Source organism: Novacetimonas pomaceti (genome assembly GCF_003207955.1).
GTDB lineage: Bacteria > Pseudomonadota > Alphaproteobacteria > Acetobacterales > Acetobacteraceae > Novacetimonas > Novacetimonas pomaceti.
Window position 1 is genome coordinate 30,190 of the sequence record NZ_NOXG01000004.1, and the last position, 24,709, is coordinate 54,898.

23 protein-coding genes, 1 tRNA gene and 1 riboswitch are annotated in these 24,709 nt (G+C 65.5%); of the genes, 7 read left to right on the forward strand and 17 right to left on the reverse strand.

Features of this window, described 5'->3' with window-relative positions; genetic code table 11:
* Window positions 1-45: 45 nt before the first annotated feature.
* On the forward strand, window positions 46-1,740 hold the full coding sequence (locus CFR71_RS06135; protein ID WP_110529044.1) for an alpha-keto acid decarboxylase family protein: 1,695 nt from the start codon (window positions 46-48) through the stop codon (window positions 1,738-1,740).
* Between the two features lie 156 nt (window positions 1,741-1,896).
* On the opposite strand, the gene CFR71_RS06140 is transcribed toward CFR71_RS06135, so the two are convergent.
* From CFR71_RS06140 to CFR71_RS06160, 4 genes are all read right to left on the reverse strand, one after another.
* Complete coding sequence (locus CFR71_RS06140) at window positions 1,897-3,189, reverse strand: S41 family peptidase (protein WP_239020287.1); 1,293 nt, start codon at window positions 3,187-3,189, stop codon at window positions 1,897-1,899.
* A 49-nt stretch (window positions 3,190-3,238) separates the two neighbouring features.
* On the reverse strand, window positions 3,239-3,496 hold the full coding sequence (locus CFR71_RS06145) for a hypothetical protein (RefSeq protein ID WP_133250293.1): 258 nt from the start codon (window positions 3,494-3,496) through the stop codon (window positions 3,239-3,241).
* Window positions 3,497-3,718: 222 nt separating this feature from the next.
* Window positions 3,719-6,382, reverse strand: a complete 2,664-nt coding sequence (locus CFR71_RS06155; RefSeq protein ID WP_110528695.1) for an AAA family ATPase — start codon at window positions 6,380-6,382, stop codon at window positions 3,719-3,721.
* A complete protein-coding gene (locus CFR71_RS06160) occupies window positions 6,379-7,524 on the reverse strand; it encodes a metallophosphoesterase family protein (RefSeq protein WP_110528698.1) in 1,146 nt (381 codons plus the stop codon). The genes CFR71_RS06155 and CFR71_RS06160 overlap by 4 nt, the downstream gene beginning before the upstream one ends.
* Before the next feature lie 217 nt (window positions 7,525-7,741).
* Between CFR71_RS06160 and CFR71_RS16430 the strand changes: the two genes are divergently transcribed.
* Window positions 7,742-7,915 (forward strand): hypothetical protein, encoded by a 174-nt coding sequence (locus CFR71_RS16430; RefSeq protein WP_165829344.1) that lies wholly within the window; start codon window positions 7,742-7,744, stop codon window positions 7,913-7,915.
* Between the two features lie 125 nt (window positions 7,916-8,040).
* Here the strand turns inward: CFR71_RS16430 and CFR71_RS06170 are convergent, their stop codons facing one another.
* Together CFR71_RS06170 and CFR71_RS06175 are read right to left on the reverse strand one after the other, a co-directional pair.
* Entirely contained in the window at window positions 8,041-9,048 is a 1,008-nt protein-coding gene (locus CFR71_RS06170; RefSeq protein ID WP_110528705.1) for a phosphotransferase enzyme family protein, read from the reverse strand.
* A gap of 92 nt (window positions 9,049-9,140) precedes the next feature.
* On the reverse strand, window positions 9,141-10,622 hold the full coding sequence (locus tag CFR71_RS06175) for a carbohydrate porin (protein WP_110528708.1): 1,482 nt from the start codon (window positions 10,620-10,622) through the stop codon (window positions 9,141-9,143).
* Window positions 10,623-10,884: 262 nt separating this feature from the next.
* Here CFR71_RS06175 and moaB point away from each other — a divergent pair, with 262 nt between their 5' ends.
* Window positions 10,885-11,433 (forward strand): molybdenum cofactor biosynthesis protein B, encoded by a 549-nt coding sequence (gene moaB / locus CFR71_RS06180; RefSeq protein ID WP_110528710.1) that lies wholly within the window; start codon window positions 10,885-10,887, stop codon window positions 11,431-11,433.
* Window positions 11,434-11,484: 51 nt separating this feature from the next.
* Window positions 11,485-12,057 carry a DJ-1/PfpI family protein gene (locus tag CFR71_RS06185; protein ID WP_110528713.1) on the forward strand — a complete coding sequence of 191 codons (573 nt, stop codon included), beginning with the start codon at window positions 11,485-11,487 and terminating at the stop codon, window positions 12,055-12,057.
* 133 nt (window positions 12,058-12,190) lie between these two features.
* Here CFR71_RS06185 and folE read toward each other — a convergent pair whose 3' ends face one another.
* The 3 genes from folE to metZ all read right to left on the reverse strand — a co-directional run bounded on the left by folE (window position 12,191) and on the right by metZ (window position 14,564).
* Window positions 12,191-12,805 (reverse strand): GTP cyclohydrolase I FolE, encoded by a 615-nt coding sequence (gene folE / locus CFR71_RS06190; RefSeq protein ID WP_110528716.1) that lies wholly within the window; start codon window positions 12,803-12,805, stop codon window positions 12,191-12,193.
* 59 nt (window positions 12,806-12,864) lie between these two features.
* A complete protein-coding gene (gene apaG / locus CFR71_RS06195; RefSeq protein WP_110529050.1) occupies window positions 12,865-13,275 on the reverse strand; it encodes a Co2+/Mg2+ efflux protein ApaG in 411 nt (136 codons plus the stop codon).
* An 86-nt stretch (window positions 13,276-13,361) separates the two neighbouring features.
* Window positions 13,362-14,564 carry an O-succinylhomoserine sulfhydrylase gene (gene metZ, locus CFR71_RS06200; protein ID WP_110528729.1) on the reverse strand — a complete coding sequence of 401 codons (1,203 nt, stop codon included), beginning with the start codon at window positions 14,562-14,564 and terminating at the stop codon, window positions 13,362-13,364.
* A gap of 141 nt (window positions 14,565-14,705) precedes the next feature.
* Window positions 14,706-14,786: riboswitch (SAM riboswitch) on the reverse strand.
* Window positions 14,787-14,949: 163 nt separating this feature from the next.
* Between metZ and CFR71_RS06205 the strand changes: the two genes are divergently transcribed.
* Window positions 14,950-15,023 (forward strand) — tRNA-Gly (locus CFR71_RS06205).
* Window positions 15,024-15,054: 31 nt separating this feature from the next.
* Here CFR71_RS06205 and CFR71_RS06210 read toward each other — a convergent pair.
* A complete protein-coding gene (locus CFR71_RS06210) occupies window positions 15,055-15,597 on the reverse strand; it encodes a hypothetical protein (RefSeq protein ID WP_338065922.1) in 543 nt (180 codons plus the stop codon).
* An 84-nt stretch (window positions 15,598-15,681) separates the two neighbouring features.
* Here CFR71_RS06210 and CFR71_RS06215 point away from each other — a divergent pair, with 84 nt between their 5' ends.
* The gene (locus CFR71_RS06215) at window positions 15,682-15,900 is read left to right on the forward strand and encodes a DUF1653 domain-containing protein (protein ID WP_207781332.1); all 219 of its coding nucleotides are present in this window, start codon (window positions 15,682-15,684) and stop codon (window positions 15,898-15,900) included.
* A gap of 158 nt (window positions 15,901-16,058) precedes the next feature.
* Here the strand turns inward: CFR71_RS06215 and CFR71_RS06220 are convergent, their stop codons facing one another.
* From CFR71_RS06220 to CFR71_RS06250, 7 genes are all read right to left on the reverse strand, one after another.
* Window positions 16,059-16,754 carry a PqiC family protein gene (locus CFR71_RS06220; protein WP_110528735.1) on the reverse strand — a complete coding sequence of 232 codons (696 nt, stop codon included), beginning with the start codon at window positions 16,752-16,754 and terminating at the stop codon, window positions 16,059-16,061.
* Complete coding sequence (locus CFR71_RS06225; RefSeq protein ID WP_110528738.1) at window positions 16,751-17,704, reverse strand: MlaD family protein; 954 nt, start codon at window positions 17,702-17,704, stop codon at window positions 16,751-16,753. The genes CFR71_RS06220 and CFR71_RS06225 overlap by 4 nt, the downstream gene beginning before the upstream one ends.
* A gap of 5 nt (window positions 17,705-17,709) precedes the next feature.
* Window positions 17,710-18,516, reverse strand: a complete 807-nt coding sequence (locus CFR71_RS06230; protein WP_110529056.1) for an ABC transporter ATP-binding protein — start codon at window positions 18,514-18,516, stop codon at window positions 17,710-17,712.
* Between the two features lie 40 nt (window positions 18,517-18,556).
* Complete coding sequence (locus CFR71_RS06235; protein ID WP_206057932.1) at window positions 18,557-19,693, reverse strand: ABC transporter permease; 1,137 nt, start codon at window positions 19,691-19,693, stop codon at window positions 18,557-18,559.
* A 299-nt stretch (window positions 19,694-19,992) separates the two neighbouring features.
* The gene (locus CFR71_RS06240) at window positions 19,993-21,063 is read right to left on the reverse strand and encodes a hypothetical protein (RefSeq protein WP_110528744.1); all 1,071 of its coding nucleotides are present in this window, start codon (window positions 21,061-21,063) and stop codon (window positions 19,993-19,995) included.
* Window positions 21,060-21,800, reverse strand: coding sequence for a 2OG-Fe dioxygenase family protein (locus CFR71_RS06245; RefSeq protein WP_110528746.1), 741 nt, complete (start codon window positions 21,798-21,800; stop codon window positions 21,060-21,062). Before CFR71_RS06245 ends, CFR71_RS06240 begins: the two co-directional genes overlap by 4 nt.
* The gene (locus CFR71_RS06250) at window positions 21,797-24,433 is read right to left on the reverse strand and encodes a mechanosensitive ion channel family protein (protein WP_110529060.1); all 2,637 of its coding nucleotides are present in this window, start codon (window positions 24,431-24,433) and stop codon (window positions 21,797-21,799) included. Before CFR71_RS06250 ends, CFR71_RS06245 begins: the two co-directional genes overlap by 4 nt.
* On the opposite strand from CFR71_RS06250, the gene CFR71_RS17125 reads away from it, so the two are divergent.
* Window positions 24,432-24,566: a hypothetical protein gene (locus CFR71_RS17125; RefSeq protein ID WP_275405104.1), complete on the forward strand. Its 135-nt coding sequence runs from the start codon at window positions 24,432-24,434 to the stop codon at window positions 24,564-24,566. The two genes, CFR71_RS06250 and CFR71_RS17125, sit on opposite strands and share 2 nt — an antisense overlap.
* The last annotated feature ends 143 nt before the right edge of the window (window positions 24,567-24,709 follow it).

Genomic DNA, 24,709 nt, shown 5'->3' on the forward strand with positions numbered 1-24,709 from the left:
ACCCATCATGTGGCCATCCGCGACAAGAAACGGAGGGACACGAACATGGCCTATACTGTCGGACATTACCTTGGCGACCGCCTTGCCCAGATCGGGCTGAAGGATCACTTCGCGGTCGCGGGGGATTACAACCTCGTCCTGCTGGACCAGCTTCTGGAAATTGACGGGCTGCGGCAGGTCTATTGCTGCAACGAACTCAACTGCGGCTTCAGCGCCGAAGGCTATGCCCGCGCGAACGGCGCGGGGGCTGCCGTCGTGACCTTCAGCGTCGGCGCGCTGTCGGCGCTCAACGCCATTGGCGGGGCCTATGCCGAAAATCTGCCGGTCATCCTGATTTCGGGCGCGCCCAATTCCAACGATATCGGCAGCGGGCATATCCTGCACCACACGATCGGCACGCCGGATTATTCCTACCAGCTGGAAATCGCGAAGCGCCTGACCTGTGCCGCCGTCTCCATCACGTCCGCGACCGAGGCCCCGGCGCTGATCGACCATGCGATCCGCACCGCGCTGCGTGAAAAGAAGCCCGCCTATATCGAAATCGCGTGCAATGTGTCTGCCGCCCCCTGCGCCCGTCCCGGCCCGGCGAGCGCCGTGCTGGCGGAGGTGCCGTCGGATGCGGCGAGCCTGGCGCAGGCGGTGGAATCCCTGACCCGCTTCATCGACAGCCGCAAGAAGCCGGTCCTGCTGATCGGCAGCCGCCTGCGCGCCGCCGGGGCGGAGGACGCAGCCATCAGGCTGGCGGACGCGCTGGGCTGCGCGGTTGCGACCATGGCGGCGGCCAAGAGCTTCTTCCCCGAGGACCATCCCGGTTATGTCGGCACCTTCTGGGGCGATGTCAGCAGCCCCGGCGTGCGGCAGATCTTCGACTGGTCGGATGGCATCATCGCGCTGGCCCCGGTTTTCAACGATTATTCCACCGTGGGCTGGACGGCGTGGCCGCGTGGCGAAAACGTCGTGGTGGCCGATGGGCGGCATCTCGCGGTCGAGGGCGTGGCCTTTGACGACATCCACCTGCGCGATGTGCTCGATGGCGTGACGAAGGCGTGGGGGACGCGTCCGAAAAAGGACACGACGATCACGGAATTCCACCGCATCCACAAGCCAGCGGCCCCGGTCGCGGCGGCCGATCCTTCCGCGCCGCTGGTGCGCGCGGAAATGGCGCGCCAGATCGGTGGCGTGCTGACGCCGCAGACCAGCCTGATCGCGGAGACGGGGGATTCCTGGTTCAACGCCATCCAGATGAAGCTGCCGCATGGCGCGCGCGTGGAGCTGGAGATGCAGTGGGGCCATATCGGATGGTCGGTGCCCGCCACCTTTGGTTATGCCGTGGCGGAACCGGAACGCCGCATTGTCCTGATGGTGGGTGACGGGTCGTTCCAGCTGACGGCGCAGGAAGTGGCGCAGATGGTGCGGCTGAAGCTGCCTGTGCTGATCTTCCTGGTCAACAACCGTGGCTACACCATCGAGGTGCAGATTCATGATGGCCCGTACAACAACATCAAGAACTGGGATTATGCCGGCCTGATGGAGGTCTTCAACGCGGAGGACGGCAAGGGCCTCGGCTTTAAGGCGACCACGGGCGGGGAACTGGAACAGGCGATCAGGAAGGGACTGGCCAACCGCGAAGGCCCGACCCTGATCGAATGTGTCATCGACCGCGACGACTGCACCAGCGACCTGATTTCGTGGGGACGCCGCGTGGCGAACGCCAATGCCCGCCCGCCCGAAAACCAGTAATTGCAGACACCATCATGACGGGAGGGGGCCTTGCGCCCCCTTCTTTTTGTCGCCCGTAAGATATCCTGTAAAAAGTGAAGAAGTTTTTGGTGAAGCTTTTTTCAAAAAGCTTCGAAAGACGCCGCCTTTTTGAAAAAAGGCGACACCCAAAAACTTTTATAACTTTTCATTCAGCGGATTGCTTGGGACATTCCCTTGCGATGCGTGAAGCGCCCGCAGGCCCGCGTCCAGGATATCCCCGCCTTCGGGCACGCAGATGTCGGGCTGCATCTTCCATCGCGGCCGCCCCGTCGTATCGTAAACCGGTTCCGCCGAATACTGGGCCTGTATCCCCGTGCGGTCGAGGCATATGGGAAACACCGCAGCCCCCAGCCCCATCATGGGGGTGCCCACCACCACTGCCCGGCCGATATCGCGCATGCCCATGGGAAAACCCTCCGCCATGCTGGCGCTCCAGTGGTTTGTCAGGACAATGATTGGGCGGCTGTAGGTGAATGGCCCCCTTGGTTCGACGGTTTCCGTCCATGACGGGCCAAGGTGGCTGCCGTCGCGGCGTCGCATCATCGCATAGGGTTTCGGCGTGTCGATGAAACGGCCCATGATCGGCCGGGCGATCGCCGTATCGCCGCCCCCGTCATATCGCACATCGATCACCAGCCCGCCGGTATCGCGCAGCGCCATCAGCGCGTCATCGAAATCCCGCACGACCTTTTCATCGCCAAAACCGCGAATGGCGATATAGCCGATATTGCCCGCAAGACGCCGCCATTCCACGTCGGGCCTTGCGGCCGTTTTCCTGACCGGCAGGCTGACCGGCCGTGGTTCCTCCCCCTGTCGTTCAAGCAGCAGCGTGCGGCCCAGACCCACCCGTCCGGCCACCGCGACATTGGCGACATATGTATCCGCGTTCCTGTCGGGGCCGCGCAGGCATCGGGGCATCAGGTCGCGCATGACCTGCCCGGCGGGGCGGCCATCGATCGCCGCGATCACGTCCCCGGCGCGCAGCCCGGCGGCGGAGGCGGCGCTGTCTTCCGCCACGGCCTCGATCCTGATCCTGTCGGCCTGCCTGCTTGCCATAAGGTCATAAAGCGGCCAGCGCGGCATTCCGTCCGATGGTTGCGACAGGTGGGTATGCGCGTCGTACAGTTCCGCCAGAACCCGCCGCACGATGTCGGCAAAGTCATCGGTGGAAGCCGCGCGCACCGCCATCGGGCGGTACAGCGCGCGCACCCGGTTCCAGTCCGTCTGCTTGTCGGAAAAGAAGCAGTAACGTTGCGCCAGCGTTGACCACAGTTCGTCGAAATCCTCGACAAAGGTGACATCGTGCGGGGGCTCGGCCGCACGAACCGCCCGGCCCGCAAGACTGGTCGCCGCCGCATACAGGCCGGCCTGCAGGAAGGTCCGCCGCTGCGGCCCGCGTTCTCCTTTGTCCAGGGGGCGCTGCGTCACGCCACGGGCCAAAAGAAGCGGAAATATGGTGTGCCCATCATCATGCCGTTCATTGTGATTTCAGCCCATCGGGCCGGGAAGGGGACAGCCGGGCCTTTCGCCAGTCGCGAAGCCTGTCCCACAGCGCCCGCGCGTCGCGACGGCGACCCGCTCCCGTGGCGGCCTGACGGGAATGCGCGCCCTTCGCATTGCGCGACGTGGCCATGACAAGGATGACGAGGACGATCGAAATCAGGGAAGCCTCCGCCCGGGAATGGCGTTCCTTCCCGGACAGGATGGGCAAGGTGGATTGGGAAACGTAATCCATGATCCCCCGACCTGATGGATGTTGGGCTGGCGTTGCGACACCGGCACTGACCACACTATGCGCCTGTTCCGCAGGGTGCCCGAAAACAGCGCATTTATGAATGGCAAAAGTTTCTGGGTGCCACCTTTATCTAAAAAGGCGGTGTCTTTCGAAGCTTTTTGCAAAAAAGCTTCACCAAAAAACTTCTTTATGATCATGGGATGTCCCCCGGCGGGGTGTCCGTCATTCTGACACCACGCTCAGGCGGCGCGCGCCCAGTCCTGCGAACTGTTCCGCCCGGCATGTCAGGATGATGATCTGCATGCGCTGCGACATTTCGGTCAGGATGTCGAACATCCGTTCCATCCGGCCGCTGTCGGAAAATGTCAGCGCGTCATCCAGGATCACCATCGCATGCTGCCCGCGCGTATGCAGCAGGTCCGCCATCCCCAGCCGCGCCAGCACCGCGATCTGTTCACGCGTGCCATCCGACAGGTCCCCGAACTGTTCCTGCGTGTTGCGCGTCACGGCGGTAATGGAAAAATCCTGACCGAGCGTGACCTGCGCCCTGGGGAACAGGCCGCGCAGGGCCGGTTCCATGGCGCGTGTCAGCGGGGCAAGATACTGTTCCGTCGCTTCGCGCGCCGTGGTGGCCAGCGTATCGGCCAGCAGTGTGAGGATTTCGACCTGCCGCGCGCATTCGGCGCGTTCGCGGGCATGTCCGTCACGCAGGCGTTCATGGCCCGCGATCCGTTCGTCAAGTCCGTCGCCCTCCGCGATTTCGATGCGGCTCGACAATGCCGCGATGCTCTGGCGCAGTTCGCCCACGCGCGTGCGCCGATCCTCCAGCGCGCGTTCCAGGCGGCTGATCTTGGCGTCCACCATGGCCTCGTCCACGTCGGGGCAGTCGGCCTCGCACGCGCGCACGGCGCGTTCGGCCGCATCCCGCGCGGCCCGCGCCGCGTCCCGCCGGGCCGACAGGGCCTCGTCCGGCTGGCTTACGCGTTCGGCCGCCAGTTCACGGGTGACCTGTTCAAGCTGCTGAGTCGCCTGCTCCATCTCCGTTTCGTGGCGCGTCAGCATGTCGCGTGCCTGCCGGTTTTCGCCATCGGGGCGCAGCAGGGCGGCACGCGCGGCCTCCACCCGTGCCTCCGCCGCGGTGACGGCGGCCTGCGCATCGGACAGGGGAGGGAGCATGGCGGCGGCATCGTCGTCTCCCGCCCCGGCAAGCTGGCGGTCCAGATCCATGATCCGCGCCTTTGCCGTCGCCAGCGCGGCCGCCGGATCGGCCATGTCGGCGGGCAGCAGGTGGGCCTGCATCTTGCGCGCGTCGCTGACGGCGCGTTCGGCCTGACGCCATGCGGCGTGCGCGTCCAGCGCCTGCGCCATGTCATCGCATCCGGCCTGCGCCAGCAGTTGCGCCAGCGCCTCGCGCGCCTGCGTCCGGGCGGTCAGGGCGCGGTCACGGTCGCTGTCGCCCGGCGGCTGGATGCGGATGTCGCCAATGCCCGCGATGTGCAGGGTCGTCGCCGCCGTGATTTCGACCGCCGCATCAGACTGGACGACATCATCCAGGGGAACGCCATTGATGCTGACCTGTCGCGCCATGTCCGGCAGCAGGCCGAATTCCAGCCGCGTGGCATAGGCCCGGCACTGCGCCGTCGCGCGGTCCGCCGTCCGTTCGGCCGCGCGAAGGCGATCGATCATCGCGTCATCGACCCGGCATGTCGCCAGATACACCTCCGCCCGCGCCACGTCGCGCGCCGCGTCTTCCAGCCGGGTGACAAGGGTGGCGGCGTCGGCGTGTTCGCGCTGCCACAGCCCCGCCTGTTCGCGCCGCCTGACCCGCGCATGTACCTCACGCGCGTCGCGCAGCTGCGCCATCGCGCGGTCAAGGTCGTGCTGGCGTTCGGCATGCGCCTGTTCCGCGCGGGCAAGGCGCTGTCGCGCCGCCTCCATCGCGTCGCGCAGTTCGGTGGCGCGGGCATGCAGCTGCTGCCGGCGTGTCTCCAGCGCGGCGCGGCGGGCAATGTCCTCTTCCACAAGGCCCAGCGCCCCCTGCGCCACGCGCACCTCCGCCTGCGCCGCGCGAAGGCGGCCGGCATGCTGGTGCAGGCGTTCGCGCTCGTGCCGGGCCTGCGCCAGGTCGGCCATCTCCTGCTCGTGGCGGGTGGCGTCGTCGGCGTGGTGCAGAAGGCGGCGCTGTTCCGCCAGCGTTTCGATATCGTCCTCCAGCACGCGGCGGCGTTCCACCAGGCGGCCGATTTGAGCGATGGCGGCCTCTTCTTCCGCAATGGCGCTTTTGTATCGTCCCCGGGGATGGCCGCGCCCGTCCAGCAGGACGGCGCGTTCCTCCCGCACGGTCGCAAGCAGCCGCGTCGCCTCCGCCCCGCCGGTGATGTTGCCCAGTTCCCCCTCAAGGCAGGCGGTCAGGCGGTCCCCGGCCCGGCCGCTCAGGTCGGGCTGGCGCAGGCTGTCGCCCTGCGTGACCCACAGTGCGCTCCAGATGCCGGTGGCCTCCCCGCGACCCTGCGCCTCCAGCCCCATGATCTTCTGCAGTTGTTCCTCTGCATCGTCATTGCGGAACGTCTCCCCGCCGGCGACCTGCAGGGTCATGGACGGGCGCGACAGGAAACGCTTTTCCATCTGGCACGACACGTCGCCGATGCTGAAATCGACGCGCACCGTCGGCCCCGCCCCGCGATCGGACAGCGGCAGAAGGTCCCGGACCGGCTGGCCGCGCGACGAATGGCGCAGCATGAACGCCGCGCGCAGTGCGGCCAGCAGGGTGGATTTCCCGAATTCGTTGCGCGCCGCCAGCACGTTCAGCCCCGGCCCCAGCCCGCACAGCCGCGTGGGGGCGATGAATTTGCGCAGCTGCGCGACCTCAAGCCCATGCAGGATCATGACGCGTCTCCCTTGCCGCCGGGGGCCGCATGCACCGCAAGCGCCAGGCGGCGCAGGGCTGCGACCGCGATGTCGCGCTGTTCCTCCGGTCCGGTGGCCGCGCGTTCCGACAGCAGGCGCGCGGCCTCGCGCACTGCGCCCGTCCCGAACAGGTCAAGGTCATCGGCACGCGGCAGGAGGGCTGGCTCCCCATCCACGCGCAGCAGCCGCAGGGCGGAGGACAGGGCGTCGAGCGTGTTCTGGTAGGTCTGGAGATCCTCCAGCGACAGCGCCCCGCGCACCGACAGCCAGACCAGCACGCGCCCCGCCTCCTGCGGGTCGATGTTGCGCAGGCGGTGTTCCAGCGCCCCGATGTCCTGCGCCCCGGTCAGGGTGGCGCTGTCGCGATGCCAGACGAAGCGGCCCACGCGATGGGACGTGACCTCCGGCCGGGCATTGGGACCGGCAAGTTCCACCACGAGGGCATTTCCCCCGCCATCGCCGCCCCGGTCGAATCCGTCGATTTCTGGGGTGCCGCTGTACCATGTGCGTTCGTCGATGCGCTGCATCCCGTGCCAGTCCCCCAGCGCGAGGTAGGACAGCCCCGCCTGCCGCGCGCGGTCGATGGCGATACGGTTGGGGTTGTGCGCCGTATCGCCGAAATCACGCACCGACCCGTGGGCGAGTCCCACGCGGATGACGCCGGGCGGCGTCTGCGCGGTGTCCATGTCCGCCGTGGGGTCGGTCGCGACATGGCGGCGTTTCAGGCCGCCGGGGATGACCCATGCCGTTCCCGCCGGGTCCATGGGCGTGGCCTGTCCGTCCAGATGGGCGGTCACGTTGTCCGGCAGCCCGATGGCGCGCAGCCGGTCCCAGATGCCGCCGGGCACGTGCGGGTCGTGGTTTCCCGCGATCAGGTGCCAGCACAGGTCGGGAAACTGCCGCATGCGTTCGATCGGCTGGCGCAGGGTGCGTTCGGCCGGGATTTCATGGTCATAGACATCGCCCGCCACGACCACGGCCGCGGCGCCCTGCGCACGCGCAAGCTGGCCCAGGCGGCCGATCACCTCCAGCCGCTGGTCCTGCAGGACGGATTGCGTGTCGTCATCGGCAAAGCGGAACACCTTGCCGATCTGCCAGTCGGATGTGTGAACAAAGCGCATGGGCGGAGTTATCACCAGCCATCAGCGCGTCACAAGCGGCATGGGAAAGCCGGGGTGTCTGTAAACAAAAATGTGATCGAGGCCGCGAAGATAAATTTGAACTATGGCCTTGCTGCCTCAATCTGGTCATATATGACGATTAAGTAATAATTAGCGATCGCCGATACCCGCCGCGTATGTAACTTTATGCTTCAGCACGATGATGGAACACGAAACGATGCCTTCAGTGACTGACACGCTTATCAAGCCATCCTCGCATCCCGGCGCGCCGGCCCTGTCGTCCGACGACACGACCGCGCGTTCGCAGAACGTGCGCTCCATCCACCTCAGCCATCGCCGCGCGCTGCTGGATTATGCCCGCACGCTTGACTGTTCCGCCGAAAACGCCTGACTTTCCCGCCCGTCAGGGACCGGCGTGGCCTGTGTGCCCCTGCCTTGAGTGGGTAACATCGCTGCCGGGATTGGTGAATGACATGGATCACCCGTGATCCGTTGCCCGATTCCCCTTCGCCGCCATCATCGCCCGATGGCCCGCGCCAGCCGTCCCGCCAGATAATCCCGACATAATGCCACGCTACGCGCGTTCCAGCATGGACCCAGTGACCTGACCTGCGCGGTTTCGGCGTGGGAGGCACCCCATGCCATCAGCTGTATCCGCCGCTGCGTGATCAGGGCGGGCAGGATGGACAGGTCGGCCTGCCCCACCCGCGCGATGCCCTCGTATCCGTCGATCCAGTGTCCGATCCAGCGGGGCATGTGGGGATGGTCCTCGAAAAAGCTGATCGCGGCGGCAAGGTCCTGCATGAACCAGCTGAATCCGCAATCGTCAAAATCGATGATGTGCGTGGCCTCCCCCTCGATCAGCAGGTTCGCCAGCCGCAGGTCCGCGTGGATCAGGCCAAAACGCTCCGCCCCCTGTCCATAATCCGCCAGTTCGCCGCCAATCCGTTCCACGGCGCGGGCGATCACGTCATGCGACGTCCTGTCCAGGCCGCGTGCCTCCTGCCAGCGTCCCCATGGGGCGTCCGGCCCGACCATCGTGGCATGCGTCCATGACCTGCGCCGGAATCCGGGCGGGCGACTCCACTGCCGGCTGTGGCGGTGCAGGCGCGCGGTGATGCGGCCCAGACGGGCAAAGCTGGCCGGGTCGATATCGGCGGTGGGCTGCGTTCCCGCGATCCAGTGGAACATGACGACATGCCGGCCCGCCACGCCGGGAGGGGCGACATGGTGCAGCCATTCCCCATCCAGCCCCCGGACCGGCACCGGCGCGCGAATCCCGTCGCGGCGCAGGCTGTCGAGCCATGCGAGTTCGCTGCGGATTTCATCGGCATCATGATATCCCGGCCGGTGCACCCGCAGCACCCGCCTGCCGCCATCGGGCAGGTCAACGCGGTAGGTGGCATTTTCCGACAGGCATAACAGGCGGGGCGTGCCCCGGCAGCTTTCGGGATACAGGGACATGGCGGCCCCGGCGATGGCGTCGGGATCGTCGATGGCGGGCATGCGGGCGGCGTCGGTCATGATGCCGCCTTATACGGGCCGGGCGCGCCGGTCACGTATTTCCATGATGGATTCGCAGGACCCGCCGTGTAATCGCGTCCGTAATCGCGCGGTTACAGGATGCAGTTGAACTGCAACGCCATGACCGCGGCGTCGTGATAGGTCGTCGTGCCGCCCGGACGGTTGATATACTGGAAGTCCGGCTGGAAGCTCATGCCGCGGGCTGCATGGATGTTGTAGAACAGTTCATAGACATCCTCATGCGTCTGGATGCCCCATGCCGCGCCCCACTGGTTCGACAGCAGGGGCTGTCCCGTCAGCATGGAGGATTCCTGCTGCAGCACGGAGGAACGGCTCATCTCGAAATAATGGAACATCGCGCCCATGGTATCGAGGGGACGGCCCCATTTCGCGCCGGTTTCGATCATGCCCGCCCAAGCATGCTGCTTCATCGCGGACACCTTGCCCGACGTGTACATGTAACCGGCCATGCCGATCAGGCCGTTCGTCGGTCCCTTGCCATTGCGCATGATCATCTGGTCCGCCTGGAACCATGCCGTGCTGACGCCGGATTCCTTGCGGAAGGGCAGGCCGGTCTTTACCGCCGAACCGCCGTTGATGTCCTGGTACAGGTCGTTGTACTGCGAATTGTCATAACCATATCCCGCCTTGTAATGACCGGCGAGGTGATGGGGACCGAATTCCGGCAGCCAGCCGATTTCCACCGGGGTGGAGAAATGTCCAAGCCCGCTCTGCGCCCAGGCCCAGCCCGAGATGCCGCCGTTGAAGGCATGGGGCGAGACGGCGAACATGGACGCCATGATATAGGTATCGACCGTCGGCATGACGCGCATCACGACGCCAAGGTTGCCCGAAGGCCAGTCACGGCCACCCGGGACATACTTGCCCGGCGCGGGATTTCCGCAGATCGACACGTTCATGAAGTTACAGAACAGCGGTGACGCGGCAAAGAAGCTGCCGACCGGAATCCAGCCCGCGCTGATGTCCAGCCGGTTATGGAACAGCGACTGTTCGGCGTACATATAGACCAGATGCGCCACGACGTTACCACGCGCGCCGTAAATCTGCTGGACCCCGCCAAGGGAATCATGGATGTATTCGGTGCTGAGGTTCGTGCCATGGCCGTTGACGATCATGGTATGGGTCCAGAAATTCTTCAGCCCCGCCAGCTTGTTCCAGTCGATGTCGATTTCCACGCCCGTCTGCCCCGCATCGGTGACGCCCTGCTTGGCGCCGCCGCGGAAGTTCCCGGCCAGTTCCTCATGCTCGTCCGCGGCGATGTGGATGCCGTGCTTGACCAGCCATGGCTGCAGGCCCAGCCAGCTTCCGAAGAAGTGCTGGTCGCCATAGGGCGCGCTGAAGAACTGTCCCGGATCCTGCGCCCAGGCGGAATCCGTGCGCCGCGCATTGGCCGCCATCATGGGCTGGGTGCCGATCCCGCCCATGCTGTCACCGGGAAGGGCCTGCGCGGACGCGGGCTGCCGGAATGCGAAAAGTGCCAGAAAAGACAGCGCGATGGGGGCAAGAAAGAATGGAATTGTTCTTATCATCCGCGCATCCGTAGCATATTTCATATCGAATATGAACCTTGGATAGTAGATTTTATGAAAATTAATTTATTCTGAAATAATATGATGCATAATCCCACGCAATATCTGAACTGTAAAAATATTTCGTTGTCACGAAAGAGACAGTTTTTTTGTGCAATGCACAAATATTGAGGAAAGTTATTTTTAAACTTCCGCTTTTGTCATGTTTATATAAAAAGAATGTGACGGACGTCATCGCATCAGATCGACGTTGACGAATGACGCGGGGCGGAGCGAAAATCGCGCCATGTCTCGACTGGATATGAAAAAACCCTTCCTGCCGGTGCGCATCGCGGTGCTGACGGTATCCGATACCCGCACGCTGGCGGATGACCGTTCGGGCGATATCCTGGCCGAACGGATCGCCACGGCCGGCCATCACCTGGCGGCGCGTGCCATCGAACGCGATGACGTGGACGCCATCGCCGTGCTGCTGTCGCAATGGATTGCCGATCCGCAGATCGACGTGGTGATCTCCACCGGCGGCACGGGCGTTACCGGCCGCGATGTCACGCCCGAAGCATTCGAACGCGTCATCGACAAGCGGATCGAGGGGTTTGGCGAACTGTTCCGCATGCTGTCGTACCAGAAGATCGGGACCTCCACCATACAGTCGCGGGCGCTTGCGGGGGTGGCGGGGGGCACGTACCTGTTCGCGCTGCCGGGATCGACGGGCGCGGTGCGCGACGGGTGGGATGACATCCTTGTCTGGCAGCTCGACAGTCGCCACGTGCCCTGCAACTTTGTCGAACTGATGCCCCGCCTGCGTGAACATCTTCCGTCCGGGCACGACTGATCCCCCCGCAGGCCCGCCGCCCGCGACGACCCTGAAACGGAGGCTTCCGAAATGGTCAAAAAACTCCTTCTGCTGGCTGGTGACTATGTCGAGGACTATGAAATCATGGTCCCGTACCAGGCGCTGGGCATGCTCGGCTATCAGGTCGATGCCGTCTGTCCGGGCAGGAAGAAGGGCGATCACGTCCTGACCGCGATCCATGATTTCGAGGGGGCGCAGACCTACAGCGAAAAGCCCGGCCATCGCTTTGCCCTGACGGCGACGTTCGATGACGTGCGGCACGAGGAATATGCCGGGCTGGTCATTCCGGGCGGTCGCGCGCCGGAATACCTGCGCCTTGACGCGCGGGTGATCGCGCTGGTGCGCGCCTTTGCCGACCGGCCCGTGGCCGCGATCTGCCACGCGGCGCAACTGCTGGCGGCGGCGCGGGTCATCGCGGGCCGCAGGGTGTCCGCCTATCCCGCCTGCCGTCCCGATGTGGAACTGGCGGACGGGATCTATGCCGATATCGCGATTGACGCGGCCGTGACCGACGGGCTGCTGGTGACGGCCCCGGCATGGCCCGCCCATCCGGCATGGCTGGCGCAGTTCATCGCCGTCCTGGGCGCGCGGGTCGAAATCTGACCCGCCCCCATCAGGGGCGTTGACAGGAAAGCAACAGAAGTTTTCGGGTGCCGCCTTTTTTCGGAAAGGCGGCGTTCTTTCGAAGCTTTTTGCAAAAAGCTTCACCAAAAACTTCTTTAATTATAACAGGTAACTAGACCCCGCCGGTGACGCCGGGACGGTTCAGGATCGACAGGAATTCGCGTCGCGTGTCCGAATTGCTGCGGAACGTGCCCAGCATGCGGCTGGTGACCATGGACACACCGGGGCGATGCACGCCGCGCGTCGTCATGCACTGGTGCGATCCCTCGATCACCACGCCCACGCCACGGGGCTGCAGCACGTCGTTGATGGTATTGGCGATCTGCGCGGTCAGGCGTTCCTGGATCTGGAAACGCTTGGAATAGGCATCGACCACGCGCGCCAGCTTTGAAATGCCCACCACGCGCTTGCGCGGCAGGTAGGCGACATGCGCGACGCCGACGATGGGCACCATGTGGTGTTCGCAATGGCTTTCAAAGCGGATATCGCGCAGCAGCACCATCTCGTCATAATCCTCCACCTCGGAAAAGGTGCGGGTCAGGAGATCGACCGGGTCCTCGGCATAGCCGCAGAAGAATTCCTCGTACGAACGGACGACGCGTGACGGCGTGTCATGCAGGCCCTCGCGTCCGGGATCTTCGCCGGCCCAGCGCAGGAGCGTGCGCACGGCATCTTCTGCCTCCTCGCGCGTGGGGCGGTGCAACGGGGCGGTATCGGTGGGGGTCATTGCGGTTCTGTCTTGTTTTCGCGGGCCGCCCCTTTCGCGCGGGCGGCGCGGGGCGGGGGTCAGTGGACGATGGCGGTGTGGTGCGGGCTGTCGAGGCTGAAGGAAGGGATGCGCACGTCGAAATGCTTGTGCGTGCCGGGCAGGATCATGTGATAGGTCCCGCCCATGAACCCCGTGGGGGTCTCCAGCGCCGCGCCGGACATATATTCGAAACAGCCATCGGCGTCGATCACCGGCTGTTCCCCCACGACCCCGTCGCCCTGCACGCGTTCCACGCGGCCCTGCCCGTCGACGATATGCCAGCTGCGCCGCAGGAGCTGTATGGCCGCGCTGCCGTGGTTTTCCACCCGGATGCGATAGGCCCAGACAAACCGCCGCTCCTCCGGTTCCGACTGGTCATCCAGCCAGAACGTCTGGACCAGCACCCGCACGTCGCCTGTCCGTGCCTCGTAACACGGGGTGTTCTCCATGGCGGCGGCCAGCGCGGAGTCCGGATCGTGTCCGGGGGGCGGGGGAAACGGCTTGTCTTGGGCCATGGGATGCTCCGGGCTGTGACTCAGCGCGCGGCGACGGCGCTCAGGCCGCGACGCAGGTCGTCAATCAGGTCCTCCGCATCTTCCAGTCCAACGGAAAAGCGGATCGTGCCATCGGTAATGCCAAGGCGCGCGCGCTCCTCCGGCCCGATTTTCATATGGGTGGTGGTTGCCGGGTGCGTCACCAGCGAACGCGCGTCACCCAGGTTGTTCGAGATGCAGATCAGCCGCAGCGCGTCCATGAAGGCAAAGGCCCCCGCCTTGCCGCCCGCGACCTCGAACGCCACCAGCGTGGAGCCCGCGCTCATCTGCTGCATGGCGAGTTCATGCTGCGGGTGGTCGGCGCGGCCGGGATAGAAGACGCGCGTGACCTGCGGGGCGGAGGCGAGGAAGTCCGCCACCCGGCCCGCATTCGCGGTCATCGCGTTCACGCGCAGCGACAGCGTCTCCAGACTCTTGAGCATCACCCACGCGTTGAACGGCGACAGCGTGTTGCCCGTGTTGCGCACGAACGGGCGCAGCACGTCGTCAAGCCATTCCTTGCGCCCCAGCACCGCCCCGCCCAGCGTGCGCCCCTGTCCGTCGATATGCTTGGTGCAGGAATAGACGACGATGTCGGCGCCCAGTTCCAGCGGCTTCTGGTACAGCGGGGTGGCGAAGACGTTGTCGACCACCACCAGCGCCCCGACCTTGTGCGCAAGGTCGCAGATCGCGCGGATGTCGAGGATGTCGAGCATCGGGTTCGACGGGCTTTCGAGCAGCACGGCGCTGGTCGGTTCCGACAGGGCGGCGGCCCATGCCGCGTGATCCGCGCCATCGACGAACACCGTCTTCACCCCATAGCGGGGCAGGAGTTCGGCCACGATCCAGTGGCACGACCCGAACAGGGCACGCGACGCCACCACGCGTTCGCCCGCCCGCACCTGCGCCAGCAGGGCGGACGACACGGCCCCCATGCCGGTGGAGGTGGTGACGCAGTCCTCCGCCCCTTCCAGATCCGCAAGGCGGCGTTCCAGCGCGGTTACGGTCGGGTTGGTGATGCGGCTGTACTGGTAATGCTGCACATCGCCCAGAAAGGTCGCTTCCGCCTGCCCGGCACTGTCATAGACAAAGCCCGATGTCAGGAACAGCGCCTCGCTCGTTTCGCCATAGGGGGTGCGTTCCTCGCCCGCGTGAAGCAGGCGCGTCGCCGGACGCCATTCGGAAGGGGTGGAGTTCTCAGTCATGATCGTCAGGATTCCCAAACCAGAAAATCGTCAGAAACACCGAAAGGACAAGCGCCTGGACCGGAATAGGGGGTGGAATGTCCGGCACCAGGTTCCTTCGGCAATGGATCGTCCGGCCGTGGAAACCATGACACCAGCGCCCTGTGGCGGCATCAGGCCTCTTTAGCGCGTCTGTTTAACCTCGCCGCAAGCCGGCCGAATCAAATCACGAGGGCACCGCCCCCGTCTTTGCGGGCCTGCGGGACAGGGATGGTTATTGCGGATTGCACCCGTCTTCGTCAACCACCGGGGGACAGGGGCACCGGGGATGGAGACGGCCCATGCGCCGGCGGGCATGTCACGACGATTGCATCGCGCGCGGGCGTCGGTTATAGGAAGGCGGCACGCGGGTGTAGTTCAATGGTAGAACGGCAGCTTCCCAAGCTGCATACGAGGGTTCGATTCCCTTCACCCGCTCCAGCATCCTTCATCGATATCTGGCTACCCTGTCCTATCGCCCCGTCGCGGGCGGGGAGGGCGTGGCCTGCGTATCGGCATAGGTGGCGCCGTTCCAGATCCAGCGGTCGCCGTCATCGACCAGCAGGTCATGCATGTCGCCGTGGGTCTGTGCCATGATGCGCACGGGGCCGCTCAGCGAATCAAGGACGCAGCTCCACCTGTCGCCACGGCGCAGGAAAACCGACGTCGAACATCCTGCCGACCCGCACAGGCTGGGGGATTGCAGCTGCACGAACAGCGCCATGTCCCCCGCATGGTCCGATAATGGCCCCGATGCCGTCAGCACGACCGGATGTTCGCCCCGCGCATGCGCGTCGCGCAGGTCCTGCGCCTGCAGCTGCCGCGCCTGCCGGTCCAGTTCGGTGCCGGGATGCTGCGCCAGCACCACCGTCGCGCCACGGTCCGCCCGCGCATGGGCCGGGAGACATGCCCCCAGCAGCAGCGCCACGCCCATGGCCGCCACCCCGCCCGGCGCGGCCCACCATGCGGCGGGGCGGGGCGGGCATGGCGGCAGGTGACGCGGGCGGCAGGACATGCGACGGATATCTCCCTATTTTTCAGGTCATCGGGCGGCGGACATGAAAAGGCCCCCGTTCCATGATGCAATGAAGGAGACACGATGCAAATGGTTGCACCCGCACAACCCGCCCCGGGCCTGTACCGTCATTACAAGGGGGGACTTTACACTGTCATCTGCGTCGGCCGTCATAGCGAGACGGAAGAGTGGCTGGTGACCTATCGCAGCGAGGCGCGCGGCGATTACTGGGTCCGCCCGCTGGAGATGTGGATGCAGGAAGTAAATGGCGTGCCGCGTTTCGCACCCGTCACCCCTGACTGAAGGGGGCGCTGTCTGAAAACAGCCTGCTGATAGAGGATAATAAAAGTTTTTGGGTGTCACCTTTTTTCAAGAAGGCGACGTCTTTCAAAGCTTTTTGGAAAAAGCTTCACCAAAAACTTTTATGAATCCAAGGGATTGTCGGGCCGGTATTTTCAACCTTACACGGGCGGGTTGGCGCTGCCCGCGCGATGGTGGGTGGCATGCGTCGTGGGCAGCGTGGCGTGCGGCCAGCTTGCCGCGATCTTGTCACTCAGCTGATCCAGCAGGGATTCCGTCGTCTCGGCAACATGATTGTTGCTGCCCGCCCCGCTGCCGGTGGTTTCGATATGGGTGCGGTTGCGCTGGATGGGCTGGTGCAGGTCCTGCGGGATGATGGACCAGTCGGCATTCAGCGCGGCGGCCCCGTTACGGCTGACATCAAGGCGGCTGATGTTGATGGCCAGGCGCCATGTCGGGGGCTGCGGCTGCGGCTGGTCCGTGACAAAGCGGTCGGGCCATTTCTGTGCCAGGCGCGCGGTGACCAGGTCCGTGGCGCCCACCGACAGGCGGCTTGCCCACCGGCCAAGGGAGCTGCGTTCGATTTCATGCCCGTCGCGCACCAGAATGTCCTGCCCGTCGAGGTAATCGGGGATGCGCGCGTGCTCCACCTCGATCACGGTGGTGGACTCGGTGACCGGGGACACGCTGCCGCTGGCCGATGTCGCGCCGGTGGCGATGGCGGATGCGCCCAGCGTATAGAACTTCACCGGCGCGGAAGAACACGCCGCCAGCAGCGAGGCCGATACGATCAGTCCCCCCATGGCGCGGCAGGTGGCCATGTGGCGGGAAAGGAAAACAGGCAGGCACGAGATCATTGGCTGCGTCCCATCAGCAGGAGTTGCGGGTTACTTTCGACTTCATTGGCGAACCCGCGCAACCCGTAGGCGGCGTCGGTCACGTCACGCATCGTTTCGGCCAGGTGGATCTGCTCCGCCGACTGGGGCGACATCAGCTGCCGCACCCCCACCATGGTTTCATGCGCCTGCACCAGCGTCTGGTGCGTGTTGGAAATCAGTTCGCGCAGTTCGGCGCGCCGGGCATCCATCTGCTGCGACCCGGTGGTCAGCATCCGGTCCATGGCCGTCAGGGTGGCGGCCCCGCGCGTCCTGGCATCGGCCAGCGCCGCGCGGATGGTGACCACCGCGACATGGCTGCGTTGCGAGGTCTCGCGGATGCTGGCGATCATGGGCGGCAGGTCGGTATGCAGGTCCCCGGCAAGCTGGCGGATGCTGGCCACCGCCGTGCGGATGTCATGCTTCAGCTTTTCCATCGTCGGCGCGCCCAGCTCCCCCTTGAGCTGCTGCAATGTCGTCTGTCCCACCGGGATTTCCGGCAGGGACGACAGGCCCGGATGCATGCGCGCGGGCGTGTTGGGGGAGAAGTCGAGGTCGATTTCCGACTGCCCCGTCACAAAGCTGTGCAGCACCATGTCCGCGCGCATCCCGTCGGCCACCAGAACGGGAATGTCCGGCAGGTCCGCTCCGCCGGGGATCTGCCGCGCCGAAAACACGATATTGACGGAGGTATAGGTGCGATGGATCGCCGGGTCGACGCTGATCCTGATGCTTTCGACCGCGCCGACCGGAATGCCCCGGAAATTGACGGGGGAGCCGACATCAAGGCCCGCCGTCGAATCCTCGAACACGACCACGGCCTCGCGCATGGGGTGAAGGAACGGGATCTCCCCGCGCACCAGCAGGACCGCCACCCCCACGAAGGCCGCGCCCAGCACCAGTGCGCCGATGACTGTCTGTCTGGCGGGCATGGCCCCTACCTGTCCCCGTCGCTGGTGGGTGCCGTGCGTTCGCGGTGCATGAAGGCATGGACCATCGGATTGTCGCAGTGATCGCGCATCCATGTGGGGGACCCGTGGGCGATCGCCGTCTTGGAATCCGGGTCGAGGAAGATGCCGTCATCGGCGATGGCGAACAGGCTGGACAGTTCATGGCTGACCAGCACGATCGTCGCCCCCAGCCCGTCACGCAGGTTGAGGATCAGTTCATCCAGCCGGGCCGACGTAATGGGGTCCAGCCCGGCGGACGGTTCGTCAAAGAACAGGATGTCCGGGTCCAGCGACATGGCGCGCGCAAGGCCCGCGCGCTTTTTCATGCCACCGCTGAGTTCGGAGGGGAACTGGTCGATGGCATGCAGCATGCCCACCAGCCCGAGCTTGAGTTCGACCAGCTGGCGGATGGTATGTGGCTTGAGGGTCGTGAACATCTGCATCGGCAGGGCCACGTTCTCGCCCACCGTCATCGAACTCCACAACGCGCCGCTCTGGAACAGGACGCCAAAGCGGCGGCCGATGCGCACCCGGTCCTGTTCGCTGCCCGCCCAGTAATTTTCCGTCCCGACCAGGTATTCGCCCTTTGCCGGGCGCAGCAGGCCGATCATGCTCTTGAGCAGGGTGCTCTTGCCGCAGCCCGACCCGCCCATGACGGCAAAGATGCTGCCACGCTTCACGTCAAAGGAAATGTCGTGCTGGATCACCTTCGGCCCGAAGGCCAGCGTGACGTCGCGCACCGACAGCATCGTTTCGGCGGATGCGTTCTGCGACGGATCGGCAGGCTGTGCCATCGGGGACGCCGTGTTCGGGGACGTGTCTGCATTCATCGGGTCAGATATCCATCACGTTGGCGATGACGGCGAATATGGCGTCGATGGCGATCACGCCCACGATGCCCACGACCACCGCGCGCGTCGCCGCGATGCCCACGTCCGCCGCACTGCGCCCGGCCTTCAGCCCGATGCGGCAGCTGGTCAGTCCGATGAAGCCGCCGAACACGATGCTCTTGATGAAACCGAACACGAACTGCGACAGCGCCACGGCATAGAGCGTTTCGTGGAAATAGCCCAGTGGCGTCACGTTCAGCATGATGTACGACACGCAGAACCCGCCGAACATGCCGATCAGGCAACCGTAAAGATACAGCAGCGGCATCGTCAGCACGAGGGCAAGGACGGATGGCAGGATAAGGTAGCTGGAGACGGGAATGCCAAAGACATTCAGCGCGTCGATTTCCTCGTTCCCCTGCATGGTCGAAATCCGCGCGGCATAGGCGCCGCCCGTCCGGCCCGCCATGATGATGGCGGTCATGACGGCGGACATTTCGCGCACCATGGCGATTCCCACCAGGCTTGCGACATAGATGTCGGCCGCGAATTTATGCAGCTGCACCGCGCCGACAAAGGCAAGGATCGCGCCGACAAGGAAATTGACCACGCCCACGATCAGCAGCGCCGACGGACCCGCCGCGCGCACGTCCGACAGCAGGTCGATGGTGCGCATCATCCCCTTGCCCATCAGCGCGCGCAGGCCGCCCCGGCCCGTGGCGACCCCCATTTCGGTGACGCAGCCGATTTCGTTGAGGGTATCGAGCGTGAATTGTCCCACCGCTGCGACCGGCGCGAAATGGCGCGGCGGCGGCGCATGCGCGTCGGGCGGGATTTCCGGCAGCAGGTCAAGCAGCTTGCGCGCTGAATCCGGCAGGGTGTCCGCCTTGACCGTTACATCGGCCAGCCGCGCGTCGCGCTTGAGCTCCCACAGGAAACTGATGAGCGAGGTATCCCATCGCCCCAGATCGCTGGTGGAGAATTCAAGGGGTTTTCCCCTGGTGGCGCCATCAAGGCCGTGGCCGGGAAAGTCGGGGGTGGTGCCCGTCTGCGCGATCCAGTCGCCAGACAATGTGATCAGGGTCCGGTTCGCCTCGGCCTGCAGATGCCATTGCGGCGCACCATTGACGGACGTGTTCACCAGCCTCTCCAACCTCAGGACCGCGCCTGCCACGGCAATCGGGCAGGACACGCAGGGAACCCGCGCGGACAGGCAGCAAAACCGCCATGCACCGGATGCCGTGTCCCGGAATTGGGGGGACCTGGCCCGATGCGCCGGACGGATGTTCGCGGGGGCGTCCTCTTCCCATACCAGATGACCCGCCACGCACAAGGCCCGCTGCCGCGACGGAATGGTGAGCGTAGCGCATGGCTTGCGTCTTTTCCCCGTGCCGCGCCGCCCCAGGGGTATGTGTCAAGGGTATGTATCAAGGGCCTGTGTCAGGGTGCGCGCCATCCGTTGCGCACCAGTACGTGCGCGTCCGTCCCGCCATCGCCGCCACGGGCGATGCGGCCCAGATCGTCCATGATCCGGCGCGCCACCGACAGGCGGTAATGCAGGGGGTCCCAGAAATTGTTGCGATCATCGACGATGGGGCCGGGAATGTCGAAATCCACCACCAGCGTGTCGGCCATGCCCGCCGCCATGGCGCTTATCGCCCTGCGGCACGCCAGCGCGCGCGTCATGCTGCGGCTGCCCGCCGGGCCGTGAAGCCAGGCGGAGGCCGGGGGAAACCACAGCAGGCGGCGCGTCCCGCGCGGCAGGCCCGACAGCATGGTGCGCAGCAGCCCGATGCTGTCGGGCGCGACCAGATCGGCCCCGGCGGGCGCGGGCGTCGGGTCGGGGGGCGTCCACGTGGCGAACGCCCGGTCCACGCGCGCGCGGTCATAACGGTCGTCGGGAGGGACGAAGCTGGTATATCCATCCGTCCCGAAACGCTGCGGCTTTGCCCCGATCAGCCACAGGAACTGGTTCGCCGCCTCCTGCAGGGCATAAAGGTCCGCCATGTGCAGGTATCCCGCCCAGCCGGAACCGCCATACATCCATTCCGGCCACGGCCGGTTGGGGGAGGTCAGGTTCCCCGGCCGGTTGCGGCACCATGCGGCGTCGATGTCGATCATCACCACGCGCGGATGTGGATGGTGGCGCATGAACAGGCCCAGCATGCGCGCCTGTTCCCACGCGCTGGCGCTGTTCATGCCCAGTTGCGCGAAACGCGCGTCCAGCGCCCCGTCCAGCACGGCGGGCTGCATCAGGCGGGAGGTGGAGGTGCCCAGCATGACCGAATCGAATTCCGCCCGGCGCGCCAGCGCGGGCATGCTGTAACGGGCGTTGGTGGTGATGGGAATGCGCGGCAGCGGCGGCGACAGCGGCAGCACGTCCCACGGGTCGACCGTGACGATGAAACCGTACAGCGCCCCGCCCGTCAGCAGGACCGAGGCCAGCAGCGTCAGCGCGAAGCGGCGCCATGTCCCGCCCGATGCCCCCGGACGACCGGGCGGCAGGGTCATTGGTGTCGGAAGGTGACGACCAGGACGTCGCGATAGGCCGGGCGCGACGGGTCGATGGGGCGCACCGCCGTAACACCGTGATAGACGCGGTTGTCATCGACGATGGCCGCGTCCATCGGCCGGTCCAGCATGAAGGTCCCCACCATGCGGCGTTGCAGGTCATGGATGGTGGTTTCGCCGGACATGACATTTTCACGCCGGATCATCAGCACCAGGACCCAGTCCACCCCATCGCGGTGCAGTCCTTCGGGCGTGGGATGGCCGGGCTGTTCCGGCAGGGCCTCGATACGGAACTGGTGGATTTCCGCGTGCCATGCCTCCGGCCGGCGTTCGGGCGGGGTTAGGTCGGTGACGATGCGATACATCAGCCGCATGATCGCCTGCATCGCGGGATGGGCGCCGATTTCCGGCTCCACCGCGCGGAACCAGCGTTCGATCCCGCCATTGAGCTCGTTGTAATCGCGGCTCTGGTAATGGGGCTGGTGCTTCTTGCGTCGCAGCCCGTCCCCGCCCACCGCGAACGTGGCATGGCGGCGGCGGCGATAACGGCCGCCATCGGCCATGTAACGGTCGATCCCCAGCCGGTTCCAGCTTGCCGCGAAACTGTTCCAGTCACGCAGTCCGTAACGGGCCAGTTCCGCGTGCATCCCCTCCGCCCCGACAAAGACGAACCCCTTCGCGCGCAGGGGCGCCTCCATCGTGGGCAGGATCAGGTCGGGACCGGCGGCAGGGGTCATTCGTGGGCCTTTGGACTCGGGCTGGCGGCAGGGCCGCCGGGGGTGGATGCAGCCCCATCATGCGACACGTCGGCCGCCTGTGTCACCTGTGCCGTGGCGGCGGGGTGGGACTGCGCCGCGGGGTTGCCCTGTTGCGCCGCCTGCTGCTGGGCGGGGCTGGGGGGAAAGACCATCTTCATGTCGCTGTGGACCTTCAGCCCGTCGGTGCCCGGCATGTTGCCCAGCATGCTGACCGCGGTCGGGATCGGGAACTTCACCCCTTCCTTGACCATCCGCGCGGTCAGGCGGCGGTAATATTCGCGATACACCTTCCACTTGGAACCCGGCGTGGTGCGGATGGAGCCAAGGAATTTCGCCCCGTTGCCATCCGCCTGCTCCACCCCGAGGAAGGAGAAGTCGGACTTGATCAGCGGCGCGAACTTCGGGTCCTTGCGCATCTGCGCCAGTTCGTCATGCAGGATGGCCGCCACGCGGGAGGGATCCTCGCTCAGGTCCAGCATGAAATCCACGACCACGAGGTTGTAATCGCGCGAGGTGTTCGCGATCGACGTGACGGAGGAGAACGGGATGATGTGCAGGTCGCCGTTGACCGAACGCAGGCGCAGGGTGCGGATCGACAGATGCTCCACCGTGCCGGACACGCTGCCCGCGGTGACCCAGTCGCCAACCTGCATCGCATTTTCCACCAGCATGAAAAAGCCGGTGATGAAGTCCTTGACCAGGCTCTGCGCGCCGAAGGCCACGGCGGCACCCATGATGCCCGCACCCGTCAGCAGCGGGGCCACGTTGATGCCGATCTGCGACAGGGTGGTGACCGTCACGATCACGATGATGAAGGTCAGCAGCACCGTGCGGATGATCGGCAGCACCGTGCGCAGCCGACTGGCGCGGGAGGCCTGTTCCGAGGTCTCGAACCGGTTGATCTGGCTCTGCAGGGCGGCGTTCGCCGCCTCCCACACCACGATGGCGACGGTATAGGCGACCATCACCGTCAGGATCGCGCCGATGATCTTGGTCCCGAGCGAGCCATGGAGGAAGAAGGCGAAGGCGGGCAGGCCCCACGACTGCAGCAGGCACACGACCGTGGCGAAGGACAGCAGGAACGACAGCGCCCGCCGCGCATAGGGGTAGTAGTAATCCATCCGCGCCTGGAGGCCGGGATAGCGTTTTTCCGTCTGGGGCGAAATCTGGAACAGCTTGTTCTGCACGCCAAAGGCAAGGATCGCGAACAGGCGCGCCAGCAGGATCACGATGATCGTCAGCGACAGCGTGCGCAGGATCCAGGCATAGCCACCGCGGACCTGCGTCGCCCACACCAGCCACAGGGCGAAGTCGAAGAACATCGCCAGCACCCACCAGAAATGCACCATCCGGCCGACGAAGACCCAGAACGGCTTGTCCTGGAAGCGCGCGGGCGGCTGAAGGGCCTCGGCCACATGCTTGCGGATGCGCCAGATGAAGATGGCGACCAGGATATGCTCGACCAGCACGACGGCGCGGATGATCGCCTCGGTCCCGCGCGCGGGCATGTCGAACACCCCGCCCAGCGTGGACAGGCAGATCACCAGCGAGGGCGCGGCGACAAGGAAGTTCCACCACCGCGTGACCATGCGCGCCGTGGCGTCGCTGGCGGTGCACAGGCGGATGGTGGGCGAACGCGGCACGAACACCATTTCCAGCAGCAGGTACAGCGCGCGCGCGATGGCATAGGCATTGGTCAGCGTCAGCGTCACCATCGCCGCCTGGTGGGTGGAGGTCAGCAGCGCCGACCCGCCATAGGCGATGCCAAGGAACAGCGCCACCGGCAGCAGCTTGATCAGCAGGTGCAGCAGCGAGAAGGGGATGCGCGCGATGATGCGCAGCGTTTCGTGCTGCTGCTTGTCATCCTGCTGGCGGGCCTGTTCGGTCGCGCGTTCGTCGGCCGTTTCCTTCGACCCGTCGGCGGACAGGGTGGCGGTGGCCTGCGCGTCCTGCTGCGTGTCCTCGGCCCGGACATGCTGGTTCAGGCGGGCTTCCGTCGCGACGGCGCGCGCCGTCACCCCCGCCAGCGGCTTGCGCAGCAGCAGCGAAAAGCCATGTTCCGCCGCCATCGCGAACAGCACGATGAGCGTGGCGCGACCGGTCGCGTCAAGCAGGATCTGCCGCGAATCTGCGTTGCTCAACGTGGAATGGACCCAGTGCCCGACAAAGGCCAGGTCCTTGAACAGCGCCATGAAATTCTGCGCCTGATGCAGGGCGATGTCGCGCGCATGCGTCAGTTCGTCAAGGAATTCGCTGCTGATGCTGTCGGGTTCCACCGAAACGTCGCTCGGCGCGGCCTTGGCCGCGGCCGGAGGGGGCGTGGGCGTGGGCGCCGGGGTGGCCGGCGCGGGCAGTCCCTTGGAGATCGCCTCCAGCGTCTTGGTGAATTCGGCGCGTTTCTGCGGGTCGTTCATGACCGACAGGACCTGCTGCGCCTGGTCGGCGGTCATCTGGCCCTGTGCATGCCCCTGCGCGGCGTCGGCGTCGGCGTCGGCGGCGCGGGCGGAGCCCATGACGGAAAACAGCGTGAGGATGGAAAAGAGAAGCGCGAGGCACGCTCCCGCCCGGGACCGGCGCGGGGATGGGGGAACAGTCACGAAATCGGCGGGCATGCCTTTGGTCACCTCCTGCATCACGTCGTCATGTCGTCCCCGCGCCCGTCCCGTCCCCCGTCACGACCGGCGCAGGAAACCGGCGCGTGAACAGGGGGTGGGTGAACGGACATGGGAACGCAACCCGGAATGACCGGGTCAAAAACTTACGCTATTTCAATATATAAACAATTATAACGAAAATCGGCCATCACAGTTGCCTTCACCGTGGCGTTTTCACGATTTGTCATCATTCCGCCCGGTTGCGGAAACATGCGGGCAATGCGGGCAATGATG

Coding starts and splice junctions, on each gene's coding strand:
- CFR71_RS06135 (WP_110529044.1), top strand. CDS start 46: ATGGCCTATACTGTCGGACATTACCTTGGCGACCGCCTTGCCCAGATC.
- CFR71_RS06185 (WP_110528713.1), top strand. CDS start 11,485: ATGGTCAAAAAACTCCTTCTGCTGGCTGGTGACTATGTCGAGGACTAT.
- CFR71_RS06170 (WP_110528705.1), bottom strand. CDS start 9,048: ATGACCGACGCCGCCCGCATGCCCGCCATCGACGATCCCGACGCCATC.
- CFR71_RS17125 (WP_275405104.1), top strand. CDS start 24,432: ATGCCTTTGGTCACCTCCTGCATCACGTCGTCATGTCGTCCCCGCGCC.
- CFR71_RS06175 (WP_110528708.1), bottom strand. CDS start 10,622: ATGAAATATGCTACGGATGCGCGGATGATAAGAACAATTCCATTCTTT.
- CFR71_RS06215 (WP_207781332.1), top strand. CDS start 15,682: ATGCAAATGGTTGCACCCGCACAACCCGCCCCGGGCCTGTACCGTCAT.
- CFR71_RS06250 (WP_110529060.1), bottom strand. CDS start 24,433: ATGCCCGCCGATTTCGTGACTGTTCCCCCATCCCCGCGCCGGTCCCGG.
- metZ (WP_110528729.1), bottom strand. CDS start 14,564: ATGACTGAGAACTCCACCCCTTCCGAATGGCGTCCGGCGACGCGCCTG.
- CFR71_RS06240 (WP_110528744.1), bottom strand. CDS start 21,063: ATGACCCTGCCGCCCGGTCGTCCGGGGGCATCGGGCGGGACATGGCGC.
- moaB (WP_110528710.1), top strand. CDS start 10,885: ATGTCTCGACTGGATATGAAAAAACCCTTCCTGCCGGTGCGCATCGCG.
- CFR71_RS06210 (WP_338065922.1), bottom strand. CDS start 15,597: ATGTCCTGCCGCCCGCGTCACCTGCCGCCATGCCCGCCCCGCCCCGCC.
- CFR71_RS06145 (WP_133250293.1), bottom strand. CDS start 3,496: ATGGATTACGTTTCCCAATCCACCTTGCCCATCCTGTCCGGGAAGGAA.
- CFR71_RS06225 (WP_110528738.1), bottom strand. CDS start 17,704: ATGCCCGCCAGACAGACAGTCATCGGCGCACTGGTGCTGGGCGCGGCC.
- apaG (WP_110529050.1), bottom strand. CDS start 13,275: ATGGAGAACACCCCGTGTTACGAGGCACGGACAGGCGACGTGCGGGTG.
- CFR71_RS06160 (WP_110528698.1), bottom strand. CDS start 7,524: ATGCGCTTTGTTCACACATCCGACTGGCAGATCGGCAAGGTGTTCCGC.
- folE (WP_110528716.1), bottom strand. CDS start 12,805: ATGACCCCCACCGATACCGCCCCGTTGCACCGCCCCACGCGCGAGGAG.
- CFR71_RS06230 (WP_110529056.1), bottom strand. CDS start 18,516: ATGGCACAGCCTGCCGATCCGTCGCAGAACGCATCCGCCGAAACGATG.
- CFR71_RS16430 (WP_165829344.1), top strand. CDS start 7,742: ATGCCTTCAGTGACTGACACGCTTATCAAGCCATCCTCGCATCCCGGC.
- CFR71_RS06245 (WP_110528746.1), bottom strand. CDS start 21,800: ATGACCCCTGCCGCCGGTCCCGACCTGATCCTGCCCACGATGGAGGCG.
- CFR71_RS06155 (WP_110528695.1), bottom strand. CDS start 6,382: ATGATCCTGCATGGGCTTGAGGTCGCGCAGCTGCGCAAATTCATCGCC.
- CFR71_RS06220 (WP_110528735.1), bottom strand. CDS start 16,754: ATGATCTCGTGCCTGCCTGTTTTCCTTTCCCGCCACATGGCCACCTGC.